This window comes from Gordonia prachuapensis (assembly GCF_036350515.1).
Classification (GTDB): domain Bacteria; phylum Actinomycetota; class Actinomycetes; order Mycobacteriales; family Mycobacteriaceae; genus Gordonia; species Gordonia prachuapensis.
Genome location: NZ_JAZDUE010000004.1, coordinates 86,192 through 107,390 on the forward strand (window position 1 = coordinate 86,192; position 21,199 = coordinate 107,390).

16 protein-coding genes and 1 tRNA gene are annotated in these 21,199 nt (G+C 67.1%); 12 read left to right on the top strand and 5 right to left on the bottom strand.

All coding sequences use genetic code 11. The features are described from left to right. Positions 1 to 23: 23 nt before the first annotated feature. Entirely contained in the window at positions 24 to 1,316 is a 1,293-nt protein-coding gene (locus tag V1Y59_RS06060) for a uracil-xanthine permease family protein (RefSeq protein ID WP_330503942.1), read from the top strand. A 199-nt stretch (positions 1,317 to 1,515) separates the two neighbouring features. Beyond that, on the top strand, positions 1,516 to 1,836 hold the full coding sequence (locus V1Y59_RS06065; protein WP_330503943.1) for a hypothetical protein: 321 nt from the start codon (positions 1,516 to 1,518) through the stop codon (positions 1,834 to 1,836). Positions 1,837 to 1,952: 116 nt separating this feature from the next. Here V1Y59_RS06065 and V1Y59_RS06070 read toward each other — a convergent pair. Beyond that, a tRNA-Arg gene (locus V1Y59_RS06070) sits at positions 1,953 to 2,026 on the bottom strand. A 55-nt stretch (positions 2,027 to 2,081) separates the two neighbouring features. Between V1Y59_RS06070 and V1Y59_RS06075 the strand changes: the two genes are divergently transcribed. Next, a complete protein-coding gene (locus V1Y59_RS06075) occupies positions 2,082 to 4,109 on the top strand; it encodes a bifunctional copper resistance protein CopD/cytochrome c oxidase assembly protein (RefSeq protein WP_330503944.1) in 2,028 nt (675 codons plus the stop codon). Between the two features lie 123 nt (positions 4,110 to 4,232). After that, positions 4,233 to 4,670, top strand: coding sequence for a single-stranded DNA-binding protein (locus V1Y59_RS06080; RefSeq protein WP_330504119.1), 438 nt, complete (start codon positions 4,233 to 4,235; stop codon positions 4,668 to 4,670). Positions 4,671 to 4,674: 4 nt separating this feature from the next. Here V1Y59_RS06080 and V1Y59_RS06085 read toward each other — a convergent pair whose 3' ends face one another. After that, complete coding sequence (locus V1Y59_RS06085) at positions 4,675 to 4,863, bottom strand: three-helix bundle dimerization domain-containing protein (RefSeq protein WP_330503946.1); 189 nt, start codon at positions 4,861 to 4,863, stop codon at positions 4,675 to 4,677. A gap of 281 nt (positions 4,864 to 5,144) precedes the next feature. Here V1Y59_RS06085 and ettA point away from each other — a divergent pair, with 281 nt between their 5' ends. From ettA to V1Y59_RS06110, 5 genes are all read left to right on the top strand, one after another. Further along, positions 5,145 to 6,818 (top strand): energy-dependent translational throttle protein EttA, encoded by a 1,674-nt coding sequence (gene ettA / locus V1Y59_RS06090; RefSeq protein ID WP_330432388.1) that lies wholly within the window; start codon positions 5,145 to 5,147, stop codon positions 6,816 to 6,818. A gap of 150 nt (positions 6,819 to 6,968) precedes the next feature. After that, the gene (locus V1Y59_RS06095; RefSeq protein ID WP_330503947.1) at positions 6,969 to 11,792 is read left to right on the top strand and encodes an NAD-glutamate dehydrogenase; all 4,824 of its coding nucleotides are present in this window, start codon (positions 6,969 to 6,971) and stop codon (positions 11,790 to 11,792) included. 86 nt (positions 11,793 to 11,878) lie between these two features. Beyond that, complete coding sequence (locus V1Y59_RS06100) at positions 11,879 to 14,104, top strand: molybdopterin-dependent oxidoreductase (protein WP_330503948.1); 2,226 nt, start codon at positions 11,879 to 11,881, stop codon at positions 14,102 to 14,104. A gap of 114 nt (positions 14,105 to 14,218) precedes the next feature. After that, positions 14,219 to 14,680, top strand: coding sequence for an acyl-CoA thioesterase (locus V1Y59_RS06105; protein WP_330503949.1), 462 nt, complete (start codon positions 14,219 to 14,221; stop codon positions 14,678 to 14,680). Beyond that, entirely contained in the window at positions 14,677 to 15,372 is a 696-nt protein-coding gene (locus V1Y59_RS06110; RefSeq protein WP_330503950.1) for a DUF8010 domain-containing protein, read from the top strand. The genes V1Y59_RS06105 and V1Y59_RS06110 overlap by 4 nt, the downstream gene beginning before the upstream one ends. Positions 15,373 to 15,390: 18 nt before the next feature. Here the strand turns inward: V1Y59_RS06110 and V1Y59_RS06115 are convergent, their stop codons facing one another. Together V1Y59_RS06115 and V1Y59_RS06120 are read right to left on the bottom strand one after the other, a co-directional pair. Further along, positions 15,391 to 17,445, bottom strand: a complete 2,055-nt coding sequence (locus tag V1Y59_RS06115) for an alpha-amylase family glycosyl hydrolase (protein ID WP_330503951.1) — start codon at positions 17,443 to 17,445, stop codon at positions 15,391 to 15,393. A 68-nt stretch (positions 17,446 to 17,513) separates the two neighbouring features. After that, positions 17,514 to 17,954 (bottom strand): globin, encoded by a 441-nt coding sequence (locus V1Y59_RS06120; protein WP_330504120.1) that lies wholly within the window; start codon positions 17,952 to 17,954, stop codon positions 17,514 to 17,516. Between the two features lie 154 nt (positions 17,955 to 18,108). Between V1Y59_RS06120 and V1Y59_RS06125 the strand changes: the two genes are divergently transcribed. The 3 genes from V1Y59_RS06125 to V1Y59_RS06135 all read left to right on the top strand — a co-directional run bounded on the left by V1Y59_RS06125 (position 18,109) and on the right by V1Y59_RS06135 (position 19,641). Then, positions 18,109 to 18,774: an HNH endonuclease gene (locus V1Y59_RS06125; protein WP_431309113.1), complete on the top strand. Its 666-nt coding sequence runs from the start codon at positions 18,109 to 18,111 to the stop codon at positions 18,772 to 18,774. A 134-nt stretch (positions 18,775 to 18,908) separates the two neighbouring features. Then, positions 18,909 to 19,157: an aa3-type cytochrome oxidase subunit CtaJ gene (gene ctaJ, locus V1Y59_RS06130; RefSeq protein ID WP_330432380.1), complete on the top strand. Its 249-nt coding sequence runs from the start codon at positions 18,909 to 18,911 to the stop codon at positions 19,155 to 19,157. Continuing rightward, entirely contained in the window at positions 19,144 to 19,641 is a 498-nt protein-coding gene (locus tag V1Y59_RS06135; protein ID WP_330503952.1) for a DUF5130 domain-containing protein, read from the top strand. The genes ctaJ and V1Y59_RS06135 overlap by 14 nt, the downstream gene beginning before the upstream one ends. 74 nt (positions 19,642 to 19,715) lie before the next feature. Here the strand turns inward: V1Y59_RS06135 and V1Y59_RS06140 are convergent, their stop codons facing one another. Then, a complete protein-coding gene (locus tag V1Y59_RS06140) occupies positions 19,716 to 21,137 on the bottom strand; it encodes a cation:dicarboxylate symporter family transporter (RefSeq protein WP_431309114.1) in 1,422 nt (473 codons plus the stop codon). Positions 21,138 to 21,199: the final 62 nt, after the last annotated feature.

The following is a 21,199-nucleotide window of genomic DNA, read 5'->3' on the forward strand; positions in this document are numbered from 1 at the left end:
CGCGATGCCGCACACTGATTCCCATGGCGACTCCGGAAACGCGATCGGGTGGTTTCTTGTCCTGGCGGCAGGTCGACGGCGGAGGGGTGATCGCCCCAGACGAACGACTGAGTTGGTCGCGGACGGTCGGGATCGGATTGCAACACGTCGTCGCCATGTTCGGGGCAACGTTTCTCGTGCCGGTCCTCACCGGCTTCCCGCCGTCGACCACCTTGCTCTTCTCCGGGATCGGCACCCTGCTGTTCCTGATCATCACGCGCAACCGGCTGCCGAGTTACCTCGGTTCCAGTTTCGCGATCATCGCCCCGGTGCTGGCTGCCACCGCATCCAACGGCCAATCCGCCGCGCTGGGCGGGATCGTGATCGTGGGTGCGCTGCTGGTCGTCATCGGAGCTATCGCGCATTTCGCCGGCACGGGCTGGATCGAGGTGATGATGCCGCCGGTGGTCACCGGGACGATCGTCGCATTGATCGGACTGAACCTGGCGCCGGCGGCGAAGGACAACTACGAGCAGGACGCGGTCATCGCGACGATCGTGCTGGTTCTCCTCGTCGCGTCGGTGGTGCTGTTCCGGGGTCTGTTGGGCCGCTTGGCGATCTTTCTGAGCGTGATCATCGGCTATGTGATCTCGCTGATCTTCGACAAGGTCGATACGAGCGGGATCGGCGACGCGGCGTGGATCGGGCTACCGGACTTCCAGGCTCCGAGCTTCCATCTCTCGGTCATCCCGATGTTCCTGCCCGTCGTCCTCGTCCTGCTGGTGGAGAACATCGGTCACGTGAAATCGGTCGCCACGATGACCGGCATCAACTACGACCGCAGAATCGGCCGTGCCCTGGCGGCCGACGGCCTGGCGACGGTCATCTCGGGCAGCGGCGGCGGCACGGCCACCACCACCTACGCGGAGAACATCGGCGTGATGGCGGCCACCAAGGTGTACTCGACGGCGGCCTACTGGATCGCCGGAGTGGCCGCGGTGCTGCTGGGGCTGTCGCCGAAGGTGGGTGCGGTGATAGCGGCGGTACCGCCCGGGGTCCTCGGCGGAGTCACCACGGCGCTCTACGGCCTGGTCGGCATCCTCGGCGTCAACATCTGGGTCTCCAACCGGGTCGACTTCGGCCGACCCATCAACCAGTTCACCGCGGCGATTCCACTGATCATCGGAATCGCCGACTACACGTGGGTGGTGGGGGACCTCAACTTCGGCGGCATCGCGCTCGGCGCCGCCGCCGCGCTGCTCATCTACCACTCGATGGCGGTGATCGGGCGGTGGCGCGGGACGGTCAGCGCTGAGGAGGGGCGCGGGACGGTTTAGTCCTTGCTGCCCGGAATCCCCACGAAGAAACCGATTCCGATGATCACACACGAGACGAAGGCCACAGCCGGCATCACCCACATGAATTCCATGCGCAGGATGCTACGAGGGTTCCGGCGCATATGTCGGGTTTCGGAGTGGCGAAGGGACTTTCGTCCTCTCTCAGCAGCATCGCCCGCCACGGCGGTACGGTCCGGGCATGCGGGGAATGAATGACGACGCCACGCGCGGTGGTGGCGACGAGGTCGAGGTCAGCGCACTGGCGATCAACGTCGCGATTCCCGGACACCTGCAGTGGACCGACGTGCGGCGCGACGTCGAGTTCCGCCTGACCACGCTCAACGTCCGCATGCTGTCGGACGGTCGGCTCGCCGCCAGGGCCTACGGAAGGCCGACGGCTGGGGGCCGAGGGGCCTACACCTCGTTTCGGGTCCCCGACGATCCCGAGATCGCCGAGCTGATCGAGCATGCCGCGACCCGCGCGGCCACGATGTGGGCGGGCCATCGCGGCCTCGGGTGAGGTGCGCGCCCCGAGCGAACGCGGGAAGTCGGCTTATTGCGGCGGTGCCCCCGCGTGAATCTCTTTCAACCACACAGTGGGGGCACACCGACCGGAGGTCGGCAGGGATGTCACGGTGCCCCCGGCAGGACTCGAACCTGCGACCTAGGGATTAGAAGGCCCTTGCTCTATCCACCTGAGCTACGGAGGCTGGTACCGCTCCGGGCGGCAGCGAGGGCGAGTATATCCCGTCCTACAGTTGATCCATGACCAGCGCAACGCCGAGAGCTCCGGCCGACCCCGGCCGCGACTCGATGCACGAGCATCGCGGTGTCGTCGCGGGTCTCGCCTGGGCGGTGGGTTGGGCGGCCGCCCTCGTGGCGATCGCGGCCACGGCGTTGTCGGCGGCCTCAGCGATCGAACTCGCCGGAGTCCCCGATCCGGGATGGCCGACCACATACGGCGTCGCGGTCGTGACCGTGGTCGGACAGATCGGTGCGGCGATCGCCGTCGGATCGTCGATGTTCGCGGCGTTCTTCGTCCCGCCACAGGCCGACGGAGTCCTGGACGTGGGTGGCTATCGGGCGATCCGGATTGCGTCGACCGGGTCGCTGGTGTGGGCGGTCTGCGCGGTGCTGATGATCCCGTTGTCGATCTCCAATGTGAGCGGACAGCCGTTGTCGGAGACGCTGCGGCCGTCAAATCTCATCACGGCATATCCGCAGGTCGCCGACGCGACCACCTGGCTGTGGACCGCGATCTTCGCCGTGGCCGCCGCCGCGTTGGCGCGGATCGTCCTGCGCTGGGGCTGGACGGTCCCGGTCCTCGCCATCGCACTTCTCAGCCTGATGCCGCTTGCGCTCGCCGGTCATTCGTCGACGGGCGGCAACCATGATCTGGCGACCAACAGTCTGATCCTGCACATCGTCGGCGCGACGGTGTGGATGGGTGGCCTGTTCGCGGTACTCGTGTACGCGTTCGCCGGCGGTCGGTGGCGGACGCTGGCCGTGCGCCGGTTCTCCCGCGTGGCGTTCTGGGCGATCATCGTCGTCGGCGTCAGCGGCGTCATCAACGCATTCGTGCGGATGTCCCTGTCGGATCTGTTCACCGACGTGTACGGCGCGCTGGTGCTCGCCAAGGTGGCGGCGCTGGTGCTCCTCGGTGCGCTCGGCTGGTGGCATCGGCGGGCCACGATCGCGCGTCTCGAGGACGGTCCGGCCGAGCGCTCGCTGTTCGTCCGGTTCGGCGTCGTCGAGTTGTTGGTGTTCGCGGTCACCTTCGGTGTGGCGGTGGGACTGTCCCGGACGCCACCGCCGATCGGGGAGATCGCCGACATCAGTGCGGTCGAGAATCAGATCGGCTATCGCATCGACGCACCGCCCACACTCGCGCGAATCGCCTTCGACTGGCGCTTCGACATCCTGTTCGGGACCCTCGCGCTCGTTCTGGCGATCGTCTACCTGCGCGGGGTGATCCGGCTGCGCCGACGTGGCGACGCATGGCCGGTCGGACGCACCGTTGCCTGGATTCTCGGGTGTGCGCTGCTGCTGTTCACCACGTCTTCGGGGCTCGGTCGCTACTCGCCAGCGATGTTCAGCGTGCACATGATCGCGCACATGTCGATGTCGATGATGGTCCCGGTGCTGCTCGTTCTCGGCGGTCCGGTCACCCTCGCCCTGCGCGCGCTGCCGCCCGCGGGACGGGGTAATCCGCCCGGACCGCGGGAATGGATCCAGTCGGCCCTGCACAGCGCGCCGTCGCGCTTCGTCACCCACCCGGCCATCGCGGCAGTGCTGTTCGTGGGCAGCTTCTACCTGCTCTACCTGAGCGGGCTGTTCGAGACCGTCGTGCCGTACCACGCCGCACACCTGCTGATGAACGTGCATTTCATCGTGAGCGGGTACCTTTTCTACTGGCTGGTGATCGGCATCGACCCGGCGCCCCGCCAGGTGTCCCCGGTGGCGAAACTCGGAATCGTCATGGGGTCATTGCCATTTCACGCGTTCTTCGGTGTCGCGTTGATGATGACGAGCGCCGTCATCGCCGAGGGCTACTACCTGGGTCTCAACCTGCCGTGGGAGTACACGCTGGCCGACGACCAGCGGGTCGGTGGTGGCATCGCCTGGGCCACCGGCGAGATCCCGCTCGTCGTGATCATGCTGGCGTTGTTCGTCCAATGGCGTCGCCAGGACGAGCGGCAGGCGCAACGGCTGGATCGTCGCGCCGATCGCGATCATGACGCGAACCTCACCGACTACAACGAGATGCTCAGAGAACTCAACAAGAAACGCTGATCGACCCGACTCGCGGCGTGTTGTCCACAGATCGTCTGCGGATCGGCTACGCAGCCGCGCGATGCCGGATGCTGTCGGCAGTCACGGAGAACCGTGGCGCTCGACGAGCCGGAGGAGCCGATCATGTACGAGACCTACACGACCGTCATCGGGACAGTGGTGTCCGATCCGCGTCATCGCGAGACCACCACCGGCGAGCCGGTCATCTCGTTCCGCGTGGCCTGCAACTCACGGCGCATCGACAAGCGCAGCCAGGAATGGGTCGACGGCCCCACGCTGTACCTGACCGTGAGTTGCTGGCGACGTCTGCTGGCGGGGGTCTCGCAGGCCGTGGCGAAGGGCCGACCCGTCATCGCACACGGGCAGATCAAGACCAATGAGTACGTGACCGCGGACGGGGAGAGACGTGCCGACCTGGAGATGACCGCGAGTGCGGTCGGGCTCGACCTGAGCCGATGCGTGGTGACGTACACGGGGGTGGCGGACCACGGTCGGGCGTCCGCGGACACGGCGGCCATCGGCGCGGACGGAGGTCACGAAAGGCGCCCGGCGGCGGCGTGAACGCCTAGAATTCGAGGCTTGCCCGCACGCGGCGCTCGACGAGGAGCGGCACGAAGTCACGGACACGTGCGGTGTCGAAGTCACGGACCACCGTGTCGAATGTGCGGCGGACCTCGTCGGGCGAGCGGTTGGGGTAGGCGGCCTGGATTCGACCGGCGACTTCGTCGAGAACTCGTTGCTCATCGGTGGTCATACCAAGAATGGTACGTTCCAAGCCGGTTGTTCCATTGAGCAGAAAGTCCTGATCAGGTCGTGATTTCGACCACCCTGACGCCCAGTGGGCGAGGGAAGTGTGAACGGTACGTCGACAGGGCGGGGGGCGCGCCCCGGTCGGGGCGTCAGACCATTAGGCTTGGAGCGAGTTGTGGCAGTCCGCCGCATGGCCGGAGCCGCGTAGGGATTTGCTCGAGAGAGCCCATCGGTGGCAACAAGATGCGTGGCAACGAAAACCAGGGTCCGAAGGAGATTTCGTAAGTGGCTGAGTTCATCTACACCATGAAGAAGGTGCGCAAGGCGCACGGCGACAAGGTCATCCTCGACGACGTCACCATGTCCTTCTACCCGGGAGCCAAGATCGGCGTCGTCGGCCCCAACGGCGCCGGCAAGTCGTCCATCTTGAAGATCATGGCCGGTCTGGACCAGCCGTCGAACGGCGAGGCCTTCCTCGACCCCGAGGCGACCGTCGGCATCCTGCTGCAGGAGCCGCCGCTCAACGAGGAGAAGACGGTCAAGGAGAACGTCGAGGAGGGCATGGGCGAGATCAAGGTGAAGCTCGACCGCTTCAACGAGATCGCCGAGCAGCTCGCCACCGATTACTCCGACGAGCTCATGGAGGAGATGGGCAAGCTCCAGGAGGATCTGGACAACGCCGATGCATGGGACCTCGACTCGCAGCTCGAGCAGGCGATGGATGCGTTGCGTTGTCCGCCCGGGGATTCGCCGGTGACCCATCTCTCCGGTGGTGAGCGCCGCCGGGTCGCCTTGTGCAAGCTGCTGCTGCAGAAGCCGGACCTGTTGCTGCTCGACGAGCCCACCAACCACCTCGACGCGGAGAGCGTCCTGTGGCTCGAGCAGTTCCTCGCCGCATACCCCGGCGCGGTCCTCGCGGTGACACACGACCGCTACTTCCTCGATCACGTCGCCGGCTGGATCTGCGAGGTCGACCGCGGCCAGCTGCACCCGTACGAGGGCAACTACTCGACCTATCTGGAGAAGAAGGCCGAGCGGCTCGAGGTGCAGGGCAAGAAGGACCAGAAGCTGCAGCGTCGGCTCAAGGAAGAACTGGCGTGGGTGCGCTCGGGAGCCAAGGCGCGACAGACCAAGAACAAGGCCCGACTCGCGCGGTACGAGGAGATGGCGGCCGAGGCGGAGAAGACGCGCAAGCTCGACTTCGAGGAGATCCAGATCCCCACGCCGCCGCGTCTGGGCGACGTGGTCGTCGAGGTCTCCCACCTCGACAAGGGGTTCGAGGGTCGGGTGCTGATCAAGGACCTGTCGTTCACGTTGCCGCGCAACGGCATCGTCGGCGTGATCGGTCCCAATGGTGTCGGCAAGACGACTCTGTTCAAGACGATCGTCGGACTCGAGGAGCCGGATTCGGGGTCGGTGAAGGTGGGCGAGACGGTCAAGCTGAGCTACGTCGACCAGGGCCGCGCCAACATCGACCCGAAGAAGACGGTGTGGGAGGTCGTGTCCGACGGCCTCGACTACATCGAGGTCGGTCAGAACGAGATGCCGTCGCGTGCCTACGTGAGCGCGTTCGGCTTCAAGGGCCCGGACCAGCAGAAGCGCTCCGAGGTGCTCTCCGGCGGTGAGCGCAACCGCCTCAACCTCGCGCTCACCCTCAAAGAGGGCGGCAACCTGATCCTGCTCGACGAGCCGACCAACGACCTCGACGTCGAGACTCTCGGCTCACTGGAAAACGCGCTCGAGCAGTTCCCCGGATGCGCCGTGGTCATCTCCCACGACCGGTGGTTCCTGGACCGGACCTGTACCCACATCCTGGCGTGGGAGGGCAACGTCGAAGAGGGCAAGTGGTTCTGGTTCGAGGGCAACTTCGAGGCATATGAGGCCAACAAGGTCGAGCGCCTCGGTGCCGACGCCGCGCGACCGCACCGCGTGACGCACCGTCGCCTGACCCGCGACTGAACGAATCGTCGCGTCCTCGCGGTCGGAGGACACGCGGCGATCGATCCCGGGCCGCGCAGGCGTGAGGATCACTACCATCGCACACAGGGAGGTACACCCGGAGATTCCGGGTTCCTGCCTCGCCGCGATGGGGTGAGTGCCGTGACGAACATGACATCGCTTCTGCCGCAAGCGATTGCGCGCTACTTCGGCACGGCATCGGCCTTCGCGGATGACACCCGGCTCCCGGATCCCGACTCCTTCGACGACGAGGAAGTGGGCCGGGTGCGGCGTCACCTCGAGCTGGCCGAAACCCGCGCCCCTGGTCGAACGCTCGTCGACGTCGCGGCCACCGATTCCGGTGGTATCGAGGTCGTGGTCGTCAACGACGACATGCCCTTGCTGGTCGAGGCCGTGCTGGCCACCGTCGAGGCGCACGACCTGGTGGTCAGCCGGATCGACCATCCGGTGATCCCGGTCCTGCGCTCGGCGGATGGTGTGCTCGTCGATTTCGCGCCGGATGATCCGAGTGCGGTCGAGTCGTGGATCTTCGTCGTGGCGCTCTCCCGGCAGCCGGAGTTCGACGCCGACGCCCTCGCCGGGGAGCTCACGGAGGTCATCGGTAGGGTCGCCGACGTCGACGAGGACGTCTCGATCATGCGGGAGAAGCTGACCCGTCTGGCGGCCGAGTGCATGTCACCACCCCCGTCCGCCGAGAGCGGTCTGCTCGCGGGCGAGCGCCAGGAGTACGCACGACTGCTCGAGTGGTTCGCCGGCAACCACTTCCTGCCACTCGGGTACGTCCGGGCGACCGACGAGACGACATCCACCGATCGCCTGGGTATCTGGCGCACCGAACAGGTGTCGTCGGCGTTTCCGACGGCGGTGCAGGCGCCGCTGCTGCCCGTGGTGTCACGGGTCTACCTCGAAACCGGTATCCAGCGTTCGGATTTCCCCACACTGCTGCAGATCCCGGCCTTCGGCGACGACGGCGCACACGTCGGTGAACATCGCTTCGTCGGTACCTTCACCTCGTCGGGATTGCATCAGACGGTGCTCGACGTCCCCGTCCTGCGAGCCAAGGTGCACGGTGTGCTCGGCCGCGCGAAGGTCGACGAAGACTCGTTCGCCGGGCAGTCGATGCTGGAACTGCTGCAGAACTATCCGCTCGTGGAGATGTTCGCGGCGTCCGACGAAGAGCTCGGCCGGCGGGTGGACGAACTGCTGGACGCGGTCGCCACCCGGTCGCTGCGCTTGTTCGTCCGCACCGATCTGGCTGGTGAGATGGCCTCCGCGCTGGTCTATCTCCCGCGTGACCGCTACAACACGAAGACACGTCTGGAGCTCCAGTCCCATCTGCTGCGCGCGCTCGGCGGTTCCGCGATCGAGTACACCGCTCGGGTCAGCGAGATGCCGCTCGCGTTGTTGCAGGTGCTGGTGCGCGTGGATGGCGACGTCGCACGCTCGCTCGGCGCCCTCGACACCGGCAGCTATGCACAGCGCAGGATGCAGGCGCAGCTGGCCGACGCGATCCGCAGCTGGGACGAGCGGGTACGTCAACTGGCGCGCGCGGTCGACGTGCAGGAACCGGCCGCGGCATGGCCGGAGGGTGGCGCCGACGCGGTTCTGCGGATGCTGCCGTCGTTGTCCGACGACTACAAGGAGCAGCGCAGCCCGCGGGACGGTCTCGCCGATCTCGTTCATGTCACCGGGCTGGCGCCCGGGGACCTGACGGTCACCCTCGGTCGTCCGCTCGGCGACGAGGAAGCCGAGGACACCCCTCCGATCGTGGGTATCGGCGGCACCGACGACGGTCGCCGGCTGCGTGAACAGCGCTGGACGTTCACCCTCTACCTCTGCGATGAGGCAGCCACCCTCACCGACGTTCTGCCGGTTCTGCAGAGTCTGGGGCTCGACGTCCTCGACGAACGCCCGTATCACCTCCGTCGCAACGACGGATCATCTTGCTGGGCATACGAATTCGGTGTCCGGTTGAGCGAGGGCATGACCATCGACACCGGCTCGCTCGACGACCTCGAACATCGCTTCACCGACGCGTTCCGGCAGATCTGGCGGCGCAGCGCCGAGATAGACGCGGTGAACGAACTCATCATCCGCTGCGGCCTCACCTGGCGAACCGCCGCGATGCTCCGCGCCTACGGCCGCTACCTCCGCCAGTGCGGATTCGCCTACACCACAACACATGTGGCGTCTGTTCTGGGCGATCACAAGGCCGTGACGCAAGGTCTGGTCGAGCTGTTCGCGGCCTCGTTCGACCCGGAATCCGCGGACGAGACCCGGCGGCGAACCGCCCTGGAGGCGCTGCGCAGCGAGATCGGAACGGTCATCAGCCTGGATGCCGACCGGATCCTGTCGGCATTCGCGGCGGTGGTCACCGCGACGTCGCGGACCAACTTCTTCGTCACCGACCCCGACGGCGTCCGGCAGCCGGTGATGTCGTTCAAGCTGCGACCCAACGACATTCCACAGGCGCCACAACCCAGACCCATGCACGAGATCTTCGTGTACTCGCCGCGAGTCGAAGGGGTGCACCTGCGGTTCGGCATGGTCGCTCGCGGCGGGCTGCGGTGGTCGGACCGGCGGGAGGACTTCCGTACCGAGATTCTCGGCCTGGTCAAGGCGCAGGCGGTCAAGAACGCGGTCATCGTCCCGGTGGGGGCCAAGGGCGGCTTCGTCGTGAAGCGGCCGCCCGCTCCGACGGGCGAACCCGCCGCAGACCGTGACGCCCATCGGGCCGAAGGGGTCGCGTGCTACCGCGCATTCATCGCGGGACTGCTCGACGTCACCGACAACATCGACCGGCAGACCGGGGTCGTGGTGCCCGCACGGTCGGTGGTCCGACGCGACTCCGACGATCCGTATCTGGTGGTCGCGGCCGACAAGGGAACGGCCGCGTTCTCCGACATCGCCAACGAGGTCGCGGCCGACTACCGCTTCTGGCTGGGCGACGGTTTCGCATCCGGCGGCTCCGCCGGGTACGACCACAAGGAGATGGGCATCACCGCCCGCGGTGCCTGGGAGTCGGTGAAGCGGCACTTCCGGGAGATGGGTGTCGACACCCAGACACAGGACTTCACGGTGGTCGGCATCGGCGACATGAGCGGCGACGTGTTCGGCAACGGGATGTTGCTGTCCGAGCACATCCGGCTCGTCGCCGCATTCGATCATCGCCACGTGTTCATCGACCCCGACCCGGATGCCGCCACCGCGTTCCGCGAACGGGCACGGCTGTTCGCGCTGCCGCGGTCGTCCTGGGACGACTACGACACGTCCTTGATCAGCCGCGGCGGCGGCGTGTGGTCGCGCCATCAGAAGTCCATCCCGGTCAGCGCAGAGATGCGTGACGCGCTGGGAATCGAGAACGATACGACCGAACTCTCGCCCCCCGAGCTGATCCGGGCAGTGTTGCTCGCCCCTGTCGACCTGCTGTGGAACGGCGGGATCGGCACGTACATCAAATCGTCTGCCGAATCCGATGCGGATGTCGGTGACAAGGCGAACGACCCGATCCGGGTCAATGGTGATCAACTGCGGGCCAGGGTGATCGGGGAGGGCGGAAACCTCGGGGCGACGGAACGCGGGCGCATCGAGTTCGATCTCTGCGGCGGACGGGTCAACACCGACGCGATGGACAACTCCGCGGGTGTCGATTGTTCCGACCATGAGGTCAACATCAAGATCCTGCTCGACTCCGCGGTGTCGACGGGCGACATCGGCGGCGTCGAACGGACCGAACTGCTCGACTCGATGACCGCCGAGGTGGCGGACCTGGTGCTCGCCGACAACGTGTCGCAGAACTCCGAACTCGGCTATTGCCGGACGTTCTCGCGGGACCGCGTCGACGTCCACGTGCGGCAACTCGCCGACCTGGCCGACACCTACGGGGTGGATCTCCACCTCGAGGCCCTGCCGGAACCGGCGGAACTACGCAAGCGATTCGACGTCGAGCCACACCGCGGACTCACCTCACCCGAACTCGCCACCTTGATGGCCCACGTCAAACTGGCGACCAAGTCGGATCTGCTGGCCACCGACCTGCCCGACAACGACGTGTTCGACGAGCGGCTCGGCCGCTACTTCCCGGTTCCGCTGCGCAACCGGTTCGCCGACGGAATCCGCTCCCACCGCCTGCGGCGCGAGATCGTGACGACGACGTTGGTCAACGACGTCGTCGACAAGGCCGGGACCACCCACCTGTTCCGGCTGCGTGAGGGGGCCGGCGCGTCCACCGACGAAGGCGTCCGTGCCTACGTGGTCGCATCGGCCGTGTTCGGGATGGACGAACTGTCCGAGCGAATCCTGCACGCACCGGCGGCGGTCGGCGTCATCGACGAGATGACCCTCTACGCACGGCGGCTGCTGTTCCGGTCGTCGCGCTGGCTGCTGGCCTTCCGGCCGCAGCCGTTGGCGATGGCGGCCGAGATCACCCGCTACCGTGAGCGTGTCGCAGAGCTGACCGCCTTGCTCGACAGCTGGCTCGGGACCAGTTCGGCCCTCGACGTGGACCAGCGGGTCGAGCACTATCGGTCGTGCGGTGTACCGGAGGACCTGGCGCATGGCGTCGCGGTGAGCCTGCACAGGTTCTGTCTGCTCGACATCATCGACGCCGCCGAGATCGCCGATCACGATCCGGTCGAGGTCGGCGAACTCTACTTCGGTGTCATGGAGCATTTCCGCATCGAGGAACTGCTCACCTCGGTGTCCGATCTCGATTACGGCGACCGATGGCATGCGCTGGCGCGCTTGGCTCTTCGCGACGACATGCACGGTGCGCTGCGCGCGATCACGTTGAAGATCCTGGAGATCGGGGAGCCGGACGAGACGGCGGCGGAGATGATCGGCGAGTGGGAGTCCTCGCATTCGTCGCGGTTGTCGCGGATGCGGGCCATGCTCGCCGACATCAACGATCTCGTGGACCCCGATCTCGCGACGTTGTCGGTGGCCGCCCGGCAACTCCGCAGCGTCATCCGCTGACACGTCACGCAGCATGGCGGGACACCAGTGCCCCGGGTCGGCGCGATCGCTGGCCATGACCCGGGTCGATCGGTCTATCGTGGGGCATGACCCGGACTGCGCTGCGAATTTGTCCGCTGTGTGAGGCCACCTGCGGACTCACCGTGACCGTCGACGACGACGGGCGGCTGCTCACCGCCCGCGGGGACGCCGACGACGTGTTCAGCCACGGCTACATCTGTCCCAAAGGGGCGAGTCTGCCCGATCTCGACAACGACCCCGACCGCCTGCAGCGGCCGCTGGTGCGCCGTGACGGAGAACTGGTCGAGACCGACTGGTCCGACGCATTGACCACGGTCGTGGAGCGCCTGGGCGGCATCATCGGCGATCATGGCGGCTCCGCTGTCGGTGTCTACCTGGGGAATCCGACCGCGCACACGGTCGCGGGCGCGCTGTACGCGCCGGTTCTGGTCAAGACCCTCGGCACGTCGAATCTGTTCAGCGCGAGCACGCTGGACCAGATGCCCAAACAGATCGCCCTCGGGTACCTCTTCGGCAACCCATACGCCTTCTGTGTGCCCGACCTCGACCGCACCGACCACCTCGTCGTCATCGGCGCGAATCCCGTGGTCTCCAACGGGAGTGTCACCACTGCGGCCGATTTCCCCGGCAAACTGGCCGCCCTGCGCAAGCGCGGGGGGCGCTTGACGGTCATCGACCCGGCGCGCACCCGGACCGCGAAGTTGGCCGACACCCACCTGGCGCCGCGCCCGGGCACGGACGCAGCCCTGCTCTTCGGCGTGGTGCACACCTTGTTCGACGAGGATCTGGTGGCTCCCGACCTCGGCGGTATCGCGCGTCACGTCACCGGAGTCGACGTTCTGCGCGCGCAGGCCGACGACTTCGCGCCCGAGCGTGTGGCCGCCTACTGCGGAGTGTCCGCAGAGGCGATCCGCGACCTGGCCCGGTCGATCGCGGCGGCCCCCTCGGCAGCGGTGTACGGCCGGATGGGTACGACGACGGTCGAATTCGGCACGGTCACCAGCTGGCTCATCGATGCGGTCAACATCCTCACCGGCAACCTCGACCGCCCGGGCGGCGTGATGTTCCCGACCCCACCGACCGCGCCGGCACCGCGACCGCCGCGACCGGGCCGCGCATTCCGGACCGGCCGCTGGCGCAGCAGGGTCTCCGGACATCCCGAGGTCGCGGGCGAACTTCCGGCGATCGCCATCGCCGAGGAACTCGACACACCCGGCGACGGCCGCATGCGTGCGTTGATCACCGTGAGCGGCAACCCGGTCCTGTCGGCGCCGGACGGAGACCGGCTCTCGCGGGCTCTCGACGGTGCCGAACTGGTGGTGTGTATCGACCCGTACCTGAACGAGACGACCCGGCACGCCGACGTGATCCTGCCGCCGCCACCGCCGTCGCAGAGCCCGCACTTCGACTTCATCCTCAACAATCTCGCCGTACGGGCGACGGCACGATACTCACCGCCCGTCACGCCGACCGACGGCCGCCCCGGGGAATCGGAGATCATCTGCCGGATCGTCCTGGGACTCGGAGGGTTCGGTGTCGACGCCGACCCGGCCCTGGTGGACGAGCAGGTGATCGCGATGACACTGGCGAAGGAGGTCGCCGACCCGCATTCGCCGGTCGCGGGCCGCGACGTCGCATCGCTCGTCGAGATGCTGCCCGACGCCCCGGGACACGAACGGCGACTGGACATGATGCTTCGGTTGGGGGCCTATGGCGACGCGTTCGGCGTCCGGCCCGACGCTCTCACCCTTGCCCAGGTGCTCGCCGCGCCGCACGGTGTCGACCTGGGCCCACTGCAACCCCGCCTGCCCGGGGTGCTGCGGACCGCGTCGGGCACGGTCGAGCTGGCCGCCGACGACCTCATCGCCGACGTCGAGCGGCTTCGGTCGGCGCTGCACCGCACCTCCGACGGCCTGGTCCTGATCGGGCGGCGGAACCTGCGGTCCAACAACAGCTGGATGCACAACCTGACTGCGTTGTCCGGGGGCACGAACCGCTGCACGCTGTACGTGCACCCCGACGACGCCGCGCGCCTCGGGCTCGATGACATCGCCATCGTGCGCGGTCCCGGCGGCGAGCTGAAGGTCCCCGTCGAGATCAGCGCCGACATCCTGCCGGGTGTCGTGTCCCTGCCGCACGGGTGGGGGCACGATCTGGCCGGCACCCGGATGGCAGTGGCCGCCGCGGCACCCGGCGCCAACGTCAATCAGCTCAACGACGGAACGCGGATGGACCCGCTGTCCGGGACGGTCACCCTCAACGGGCTGCCGGTGGAGATCATCCCCGCCTGATCACGAGGCCGTGCGGTCGCGGGGAGAGTCCGGGACACGTGGTGCGTAGGGTGGACCGCGATCATCCACTGCCGCGGCCGAGCCGCGACCGTGTCGACGTCAGAGAGGAGCCACGTGCTCTACGAGGACGAGGGAACCAGAACCGAGGCCGGCTATGTCGTCAAGGTTCCGGTCCGGTGGTCGGACATGGACGTCTTCGCCCACATCAACCACGCACGCATGGTGACGCTGATCGAAGAGGCCCGCATTCCGTGGCTGTTCTACGACGAGCGGCCGACGGCGGCTCTGCGCCGGGGGTGTGTGGTCGCCGACCTGCACGTCCGGTACCGGGAGCAGGTGCGTCACGACGAAGGGCCCATCGAGGTCACGATGTACGTCGAGCAGTTGCGTGCCGTGGACTTCACCGTCGGATACGAGGTACGGCGCAACGGCGACGGCCCGGACGCCAAGCCCGCTGTCACGGCGACCACGCAACTCGTCGCGTTCGACGTCGACGCGCAACGTCTGCGCCGAATCACCCCGGCGGAGAAGGAGTACCTCGCCTCGTTCCGACGAGACCGGACGGCGAACCGATGACCGAGAGCGAGCGGCACATCACCCTGACCGGTCCGGCCGACCGGGCCGACGCAACGGCATTCCTGGGTCGGGCGCTGCGCCTCGACGACGCCGCCGTGATCCGGGTTGCCGCGCGGGCGGACGGTCTCATCGGGCTCTGGGCTGCCACCGGATTCGACGTCCTCGCCGGCCGGTCGGTGTTCGGCACCATGCGCCCTGACGACATCGTCTGTGACGCAGCGACATTGCGAAGCTCACTGAGCGCGGCCGAACCCGGGACCGAGGTCGATCCCGGATTCGCCCTCGCCAGCGCATGGCGAGGTGCGTTGCCGGCGATGACCGGCTTCACCCAGCTCGACGACGTCCCGGCCCGTACCGTCGTCGAGTTGTCGCGCGGCGGAGCACATCTCGCACGCACCGAGGGAAGCGCGCACGGCCCCGCGACCGGGCTGCTCGACCAGGACGTACTGGACGTGGCGTCCACCGACGGCGGTGAACAAGCGTCGGTGTCGATGCGTTCGCTGTTCGCACTCACCGCGATGGGGTTCATCCGCGACGCCGAGGGACATGAGGTCACCGAGTCGTCGCCGATCGAGAAGATCAGCGAGTCAGAACCGGTCCGGATCCGGTTGTCCGGCGCATGGATACGCATCGACGCCCGATTCGGCTCGGTGTTCCAGCGTCGCGAACGCATCGCGATGATGACGCTCTGAGCGCGGCCGACGCCGACGTCAGACCAGCCAGGCCGCCGAGTTCGGTGCGAGCTGACCGTCGATGAGCGGATAGCTGGACAGCAGGACCTCACCGGGCGGCAGCGGGACCGGGACGTCACTGGTGTTGAGTGCGCAGATCAGGTGTCCGACGGACCTACGGAACGCGAGACAGCCTTCGGGTGCCCCGTACCATTCCACCGTGTCGCCGTCGAATTCGGTTCGCTGATACCGCATCTCGATCGCCTGCCGGTAGAGCGACAGCGTGGAGCCGACGTCCTCGAGCTGCGCCTCCACGGTGAACCGAGTCCAGTCGTCGGGGATCGGCAGCCAGGTGTCGGGAGTGGTGCTGAACCCGTAGGGCGGTTCGAAACCCTCCCACGGCAACGGAACCCGGCATCCGTCGCGGCCGCGCTCGGTGTGTCCGGAACGCTCCCACACCGGGTCCTGCAGGGCCTCGTCGGGTAGTTCGGCATTCGGCAGACCCAATTCGGCGCCGTTGTAGATGAAGACCGTGCCGGGCAGTGCCAGTTCCACCAACAGCATCGCTCGCGCACGCAAGATGCCGAGATCGACATCGACATCGACGCCGTCGGTACCATCGCCGAGGCGCCCGTAGCGGGTGACCTCGCGCTCGACGTCGTGGTTGGACAGGGTCCAGGTGGGTGTCCCGTCCACCGAGAGCACCGACTCCAGCGAGTTCTCGATGGCGTCGCGGATCGACTTGGTGTCGAAAGCGGCCTTGGCGAGCCGGAAGTTGAACCCGAGGTGCAGTTCGTCGGGGCGAAGGTACTCGGCGAAGCGCTCGTTGTCGTCCACCCAGATCTCACCGACGTTGGCCGCGCCGGGGTAGTCGTCGAGCACGGTACGGATCTTGCGATGGATGTCGTGTACCGCGTAGTTGTTGAACCGCGGGTCATCGTCCGAATTCTGCAGCAGGCCTGCGGATTCGACGTCCATGTCGGGCAGGTCGGCAGGCTTCGCCATCCCGTGCGCGACGTCGATGCGGAAACCGTCGACACCCCGGTCGAGCCAGAAACGCAGCGTCGTCTCGAGGTCGTCGAAGACCTCGGGATTCTCCCAGTTCAGATCCGGCTGCTCGGCCGCGAAGATGTGCAGATACCACTGACCGGGGCTGCCGTCGGGATCGGGCACCCGTGTCCAGGCCGGCCCACCGAAGACGCTGTGCCAGTTGTTCGGTGGCTCGTCACCGTTCTCCCCGCGGCCATCGCGGAAGATGTAACGGGCACGTTCGGCGCTGCCGGGTTCGGCTGCCAGCGCGGCGACGAACCACGGGTGCTGATCGCTGGTGTGGTTGGGCACCAGGTCCATCGTGACCCGGATGTCGCGGTCGTGGGCCTCGGTGATCAGCTCGTCGAAGATCGCGATGTCTCCGAAGAGCGGGTCGATGTCGCGCGGATCGGACACGTCGTAGCCGTGGTCGGCCATGGGGGAGCGCATGATCGGGCTCAGCCAGATGGCATCGACACCGAGGAGTTCGAGGTAGCCGAGCTTGTCGATCACACCGGCGAGGTCGCCGACCCCGTCGCCGTTCATGTCGGAGAACGACCGGGGATAGATCTGGTAGAAGATCGCGGACTTCCACCACGTGGTGTCGGCCGGATCGAGCTGGGTTGCGGTCGAGGCGGGGACCACCGCGAGCTCGTCCTCTGGCGGTTCGGAGTCCTCGGTGGTGTCGGTGTCAGGGGCGTCGGTGACCTCACTGTCGGCGCCCTCGGGGTCGGCGGGCTCGGGGTCGGCGAGCACCGCGCCCGTGTCCTCGTCCGCGTGGGTGTCGTCGGCAGGGCTGTCGTCCGCCGCGGCCTCGGCCTGCTCATCCTGCTCAGCGGCTTCATCCTGCTCGGCGGTGTCGGTCGCCGCGACGGCGTCTGCCGCCGTCGGATCGTCGTCGCCGTCTTCTGCATCCGTGTCGGAGCCGGCTGCGGGGTCCTCGTCGATCCCCGCATCCGACGGTGTCGCGGCGTCGTCGACACCGGTCTGGGAGGCCTGGTCTGCGTCCTCAGGTTCCGGTTCGGCGGGGACAACCTTCGATGTCTCGTCGCTCACCGTCGTCATTGTGCCTTACCAGTGTTTTCGACGAGACGTCCAGGTCATCTCGGCGCGTCGGTTCGCCGTTCGGCGTGTCAGACAGGCGAGTTCATCATCGAATTCGCCGCCATCTCCATGTAGTCGACGAGCACCCGACGGTGCGGATCGTCCAGGGTGTCGGAGTCGATGGACGCGATCGCGATGTGCATGCACCGCAACCATGCGTCGCGCTCGATCGGTCCGATCCGGAAGGGGTGGTGGCGCATCCGCAGCCGTGGGTGACCCCGCTCGTCGGAGTACGTCCGCGGGCCACCCCAGTACTGCTCGAGAAACATGCGGAGGCGGCGTTCGGCCGGGCCCAGATCCTCCTCCGGGTACAGCGGTCGCAGCACCTCGTCTGCGGCGACCTCCTCGTAGAATTTGGCGGTGAGCTTATCGAACGTCTCCGCGCCGCCGACCTCGTCATAGAAGGTTCGCTGCGTCGCGGGTGTACTCGGCTGGATACCGCCTGGGACCTCACTGCTCACGACCACCATTGTCCTGACCGCCGGCGAACTCATCAACATCACTGGTCGGCGGCGGGTGCGTCATCCGTTGTTCACGTGGTCGACCTGCGTTGACACGCAGAATTGTCGTGCAAACAGGGGTGTTCCGTGGTCAACTTGACCTCGTCGAATGTTCAGGTGGGAGATGCGTATGAAGGCCAGGTCCGCAACGAAGGTGACCTCGGCAGATGGCGCGCGGCAGCGCGTCCACGCACTCACCACGGTGCCCGGTGGTCGTGAGTCGGATTCGGTGGGCGCCGGCCACCCTGTCGTCGGCGTGCCGTCGGCGTCGCTGTGGGGCCGCCGACGGGTGCTGCTGCTCAACGCCACCTACGAGCCACTCACCGCGGTGTCCCTCCGCCGCGCGATCGTCCTCGTCCTGCGGGAGAGAGCCGACGTCGTCCACGCGGACGACGCGGGCCTCGTCGTGCACTCGGCGGATCTGTCCGTGCCGGTGCCGTCGGTGATCCGGCTTCGCTCCTTTGTGAAGGTGCCCTACCGTGCGGTGATCCCGATGACGCGTGCCGCGCTCATGCACCGCGACCGGTTCCGCTGCGGGTACTGCGCAGGCAAGGCCACCACGATCGACCACGTCGTACCGCGCAGCCGCGGCGGGGCGCATTCGTGGGAGAACTGTGTCGCGTGTTGCGCGAGTTGCAACCATCGCAAGGCCGACCGGTTGCTCAGTGAGCTCGGCTGGAAGCTGCGGGTCACCCCGTCCGCGCCGAAGGGGCGCCACTGGCGTCTGCTCGCGACGATCAAGGACATCGACCCCGTCTGGACCCAGTACATCGACGCCGGCGCCGCGTGAGTGCGGCATCCCGCGCCGTCTACGACGCGGTGTAGGGGTCGTCGCCCGCGACGTCGAGCGGTGGGCTAGATTGATCACACGACCTGCACCGCAGTCGCATGCAGGGCTCAGCACCAACCGATCGAAAGGGTGGCATGGAAGACCTGATCGTCCCCATCGGAGTGCCGGTCACGATCCTGACCGTTCTGTCCGTCGTGGCATGCGTCGTCGCGATGGCGTTCACGCGCGGTGTCAAGTACCCGAAGGTGCAGAACTACACCCTCGATCAGGAGTGGCAGCACAAACCGCTGCTGTTCAGCGCCACCGACATCGAACCGATGGCCCTGGCACATCACGCAGAGGCGAGCGACACGGACGGAGGTTCGGCAAGTGGCAAATGGTGACGTGGTCCCAGGACAGCACGGCGATGTGTCCGTCTCCTCGGCGGCGACGACGGCACTGCCGGTCGGCACGGTGGTCACCAACAGCGGCCGGGTGTCGGCCACCCGCTTCCCGGGGCAGGCGCCCACGACACCGCCGTTCACGCGTGAGGAACTCATCGGTCTCGACGAGGCGCTGAAGGCAGCCAGCGAGAAGGCGCTCATCCGGTTCTCGGTGTTCATCGGCGAACTGGGTTCCGACGCCGTCGCCGACGCCCGGGCCGTTCTGCTCCGCGCCCCCGAACCCGCCCACGGCACCCTGATCGCGGTCTCGCCGAACACCCACGACGTCGTCGTCGTGTCCGGCACGAAGGTCGCCGACCGGGTGAACGACCGGGTGGCGCAACTCGGCGTCACCGCCGCGGTCACGAGCTTCCGCCAGGGCGATCTGATCGACGGGCTGATCGCCGCGTTGCGTGTCATGTCAACCGCCGCCGCGGTGTCCTGACGACCCGAGAATCCACCACATCGGCCGCTCACCATTTCGGTGAGCGGCCGATGTCTATGTGCTGCCGGCTCCGGTCAGTGCGCCAAGGCCGGTTGCCGCGGCTGCGGCGTCGGCTCATCGGGGACCTGGTCGATGGGGTCGTCATCGACCATGTCGGACTCGTCGAACGGATCGTCGCCGCTCAGGACGGAATCGACCCGACCACGATCCATCGTGGACGTCCATGAGCCCACGAGCAGGGTGGCCACCGCGTTGCCGGAGAAGTTGGTGACCGCGCGTGCCTCGGACATGAACCGGTCGATGCCGACGATCATGCCGACGCCGTCGAGCATGTCGGGTCGGTGCGCCTGCAATCCACCTGCGAGTGTTGCCAATCCGGCGCCGCTGACGCCTGCGGCGCCCTTCGAGGCGATGATCATGAAGGCCAGCAGCCCGATCTGTTCGCCGATCGACAGCGGGTCGCCCATCGCATCGGCGATGAAGATGGACGCCATCGTCAGGTAGATGGCGGTGCCGTCGAGATTGAACGAATAGCCGGTCGGCACAACGACTCCGACCGTCGTCTTCTCCACGCCGAGATGCTCCATCTTGGCGATGAGCCGCGGCAGCGCCGACTCCGATGAGGATGTCGCGAAGATCAGCAGGTATTCACGGGCGAGGTAACGCACGAGCCGGAAGATCGACACACCGGCCACGGTGCGCAGCAACACGCCGAGCACCCCGAAGACAAACACGAGGCAGGTGAGGTAGAAGGCGAGCATCAGGATGAGCAGCTGCTGGACTGCGGCCCAACCTGTCTGGCCGACGACGTTGGCGATGGCGCCGAAGGCGCCGATCGGGGCGACCCACAGGATCATGGACAGCACCTTGAAGACCAGCTTCTGGAAGTACGACACCGCGGTGAGGATGGGTTCGCCACCACGTCCCATCGCCTGGATCGCGAAGCCGACGAGGAGCGCGACGAACAGAGCCTGCAGGACATTGCCCTCGGTGAGGGCACTGAGCAGCGAGGTCGGAACGATGCCCTCGATGAACTCCCACGTCCCACCGGATTCGTGTGCCTGTTCGGCCAATTCGGCGCCCTTGCCTGCGTTCGCCGAGACGTTCAGTCCCTCACCCGGGTTGATTACGTTTCCGACGACCAGCCCGATTCCGAGTGCCACGGTGGACATCGCCAGGAAATAGACGAAGGCCAGGCCGCCGACCTTGCCGACCGTGGCCGCCTTGCGGACCGACCCGATGCCGAGCACGATCGTGCAGAAGATGACCGGTGCGATCATCATCTTGATCAGGCTGACGAACATCGTGCCGAGTACACCGAGGTCCTGGCCCAGTTCCGGCCACACCATGCCGACGAGGACGCCTGCCACCACGGCGCCGATCACCGCGATGTAGAGCCAATGCGTACGGTCGCGTTTCCGGGCTTGCATCGGCATGTCCGCCGTGGCGCCGGGCGAGGGGTCACCCCTGCGGCCGGCCCGTGATCTGAGGTTCATCGGATTCCTTTCGTCGCGCGCCACCGTGCGCGTCGGGTTTTTGTGTCGTGTACGAATTGTTG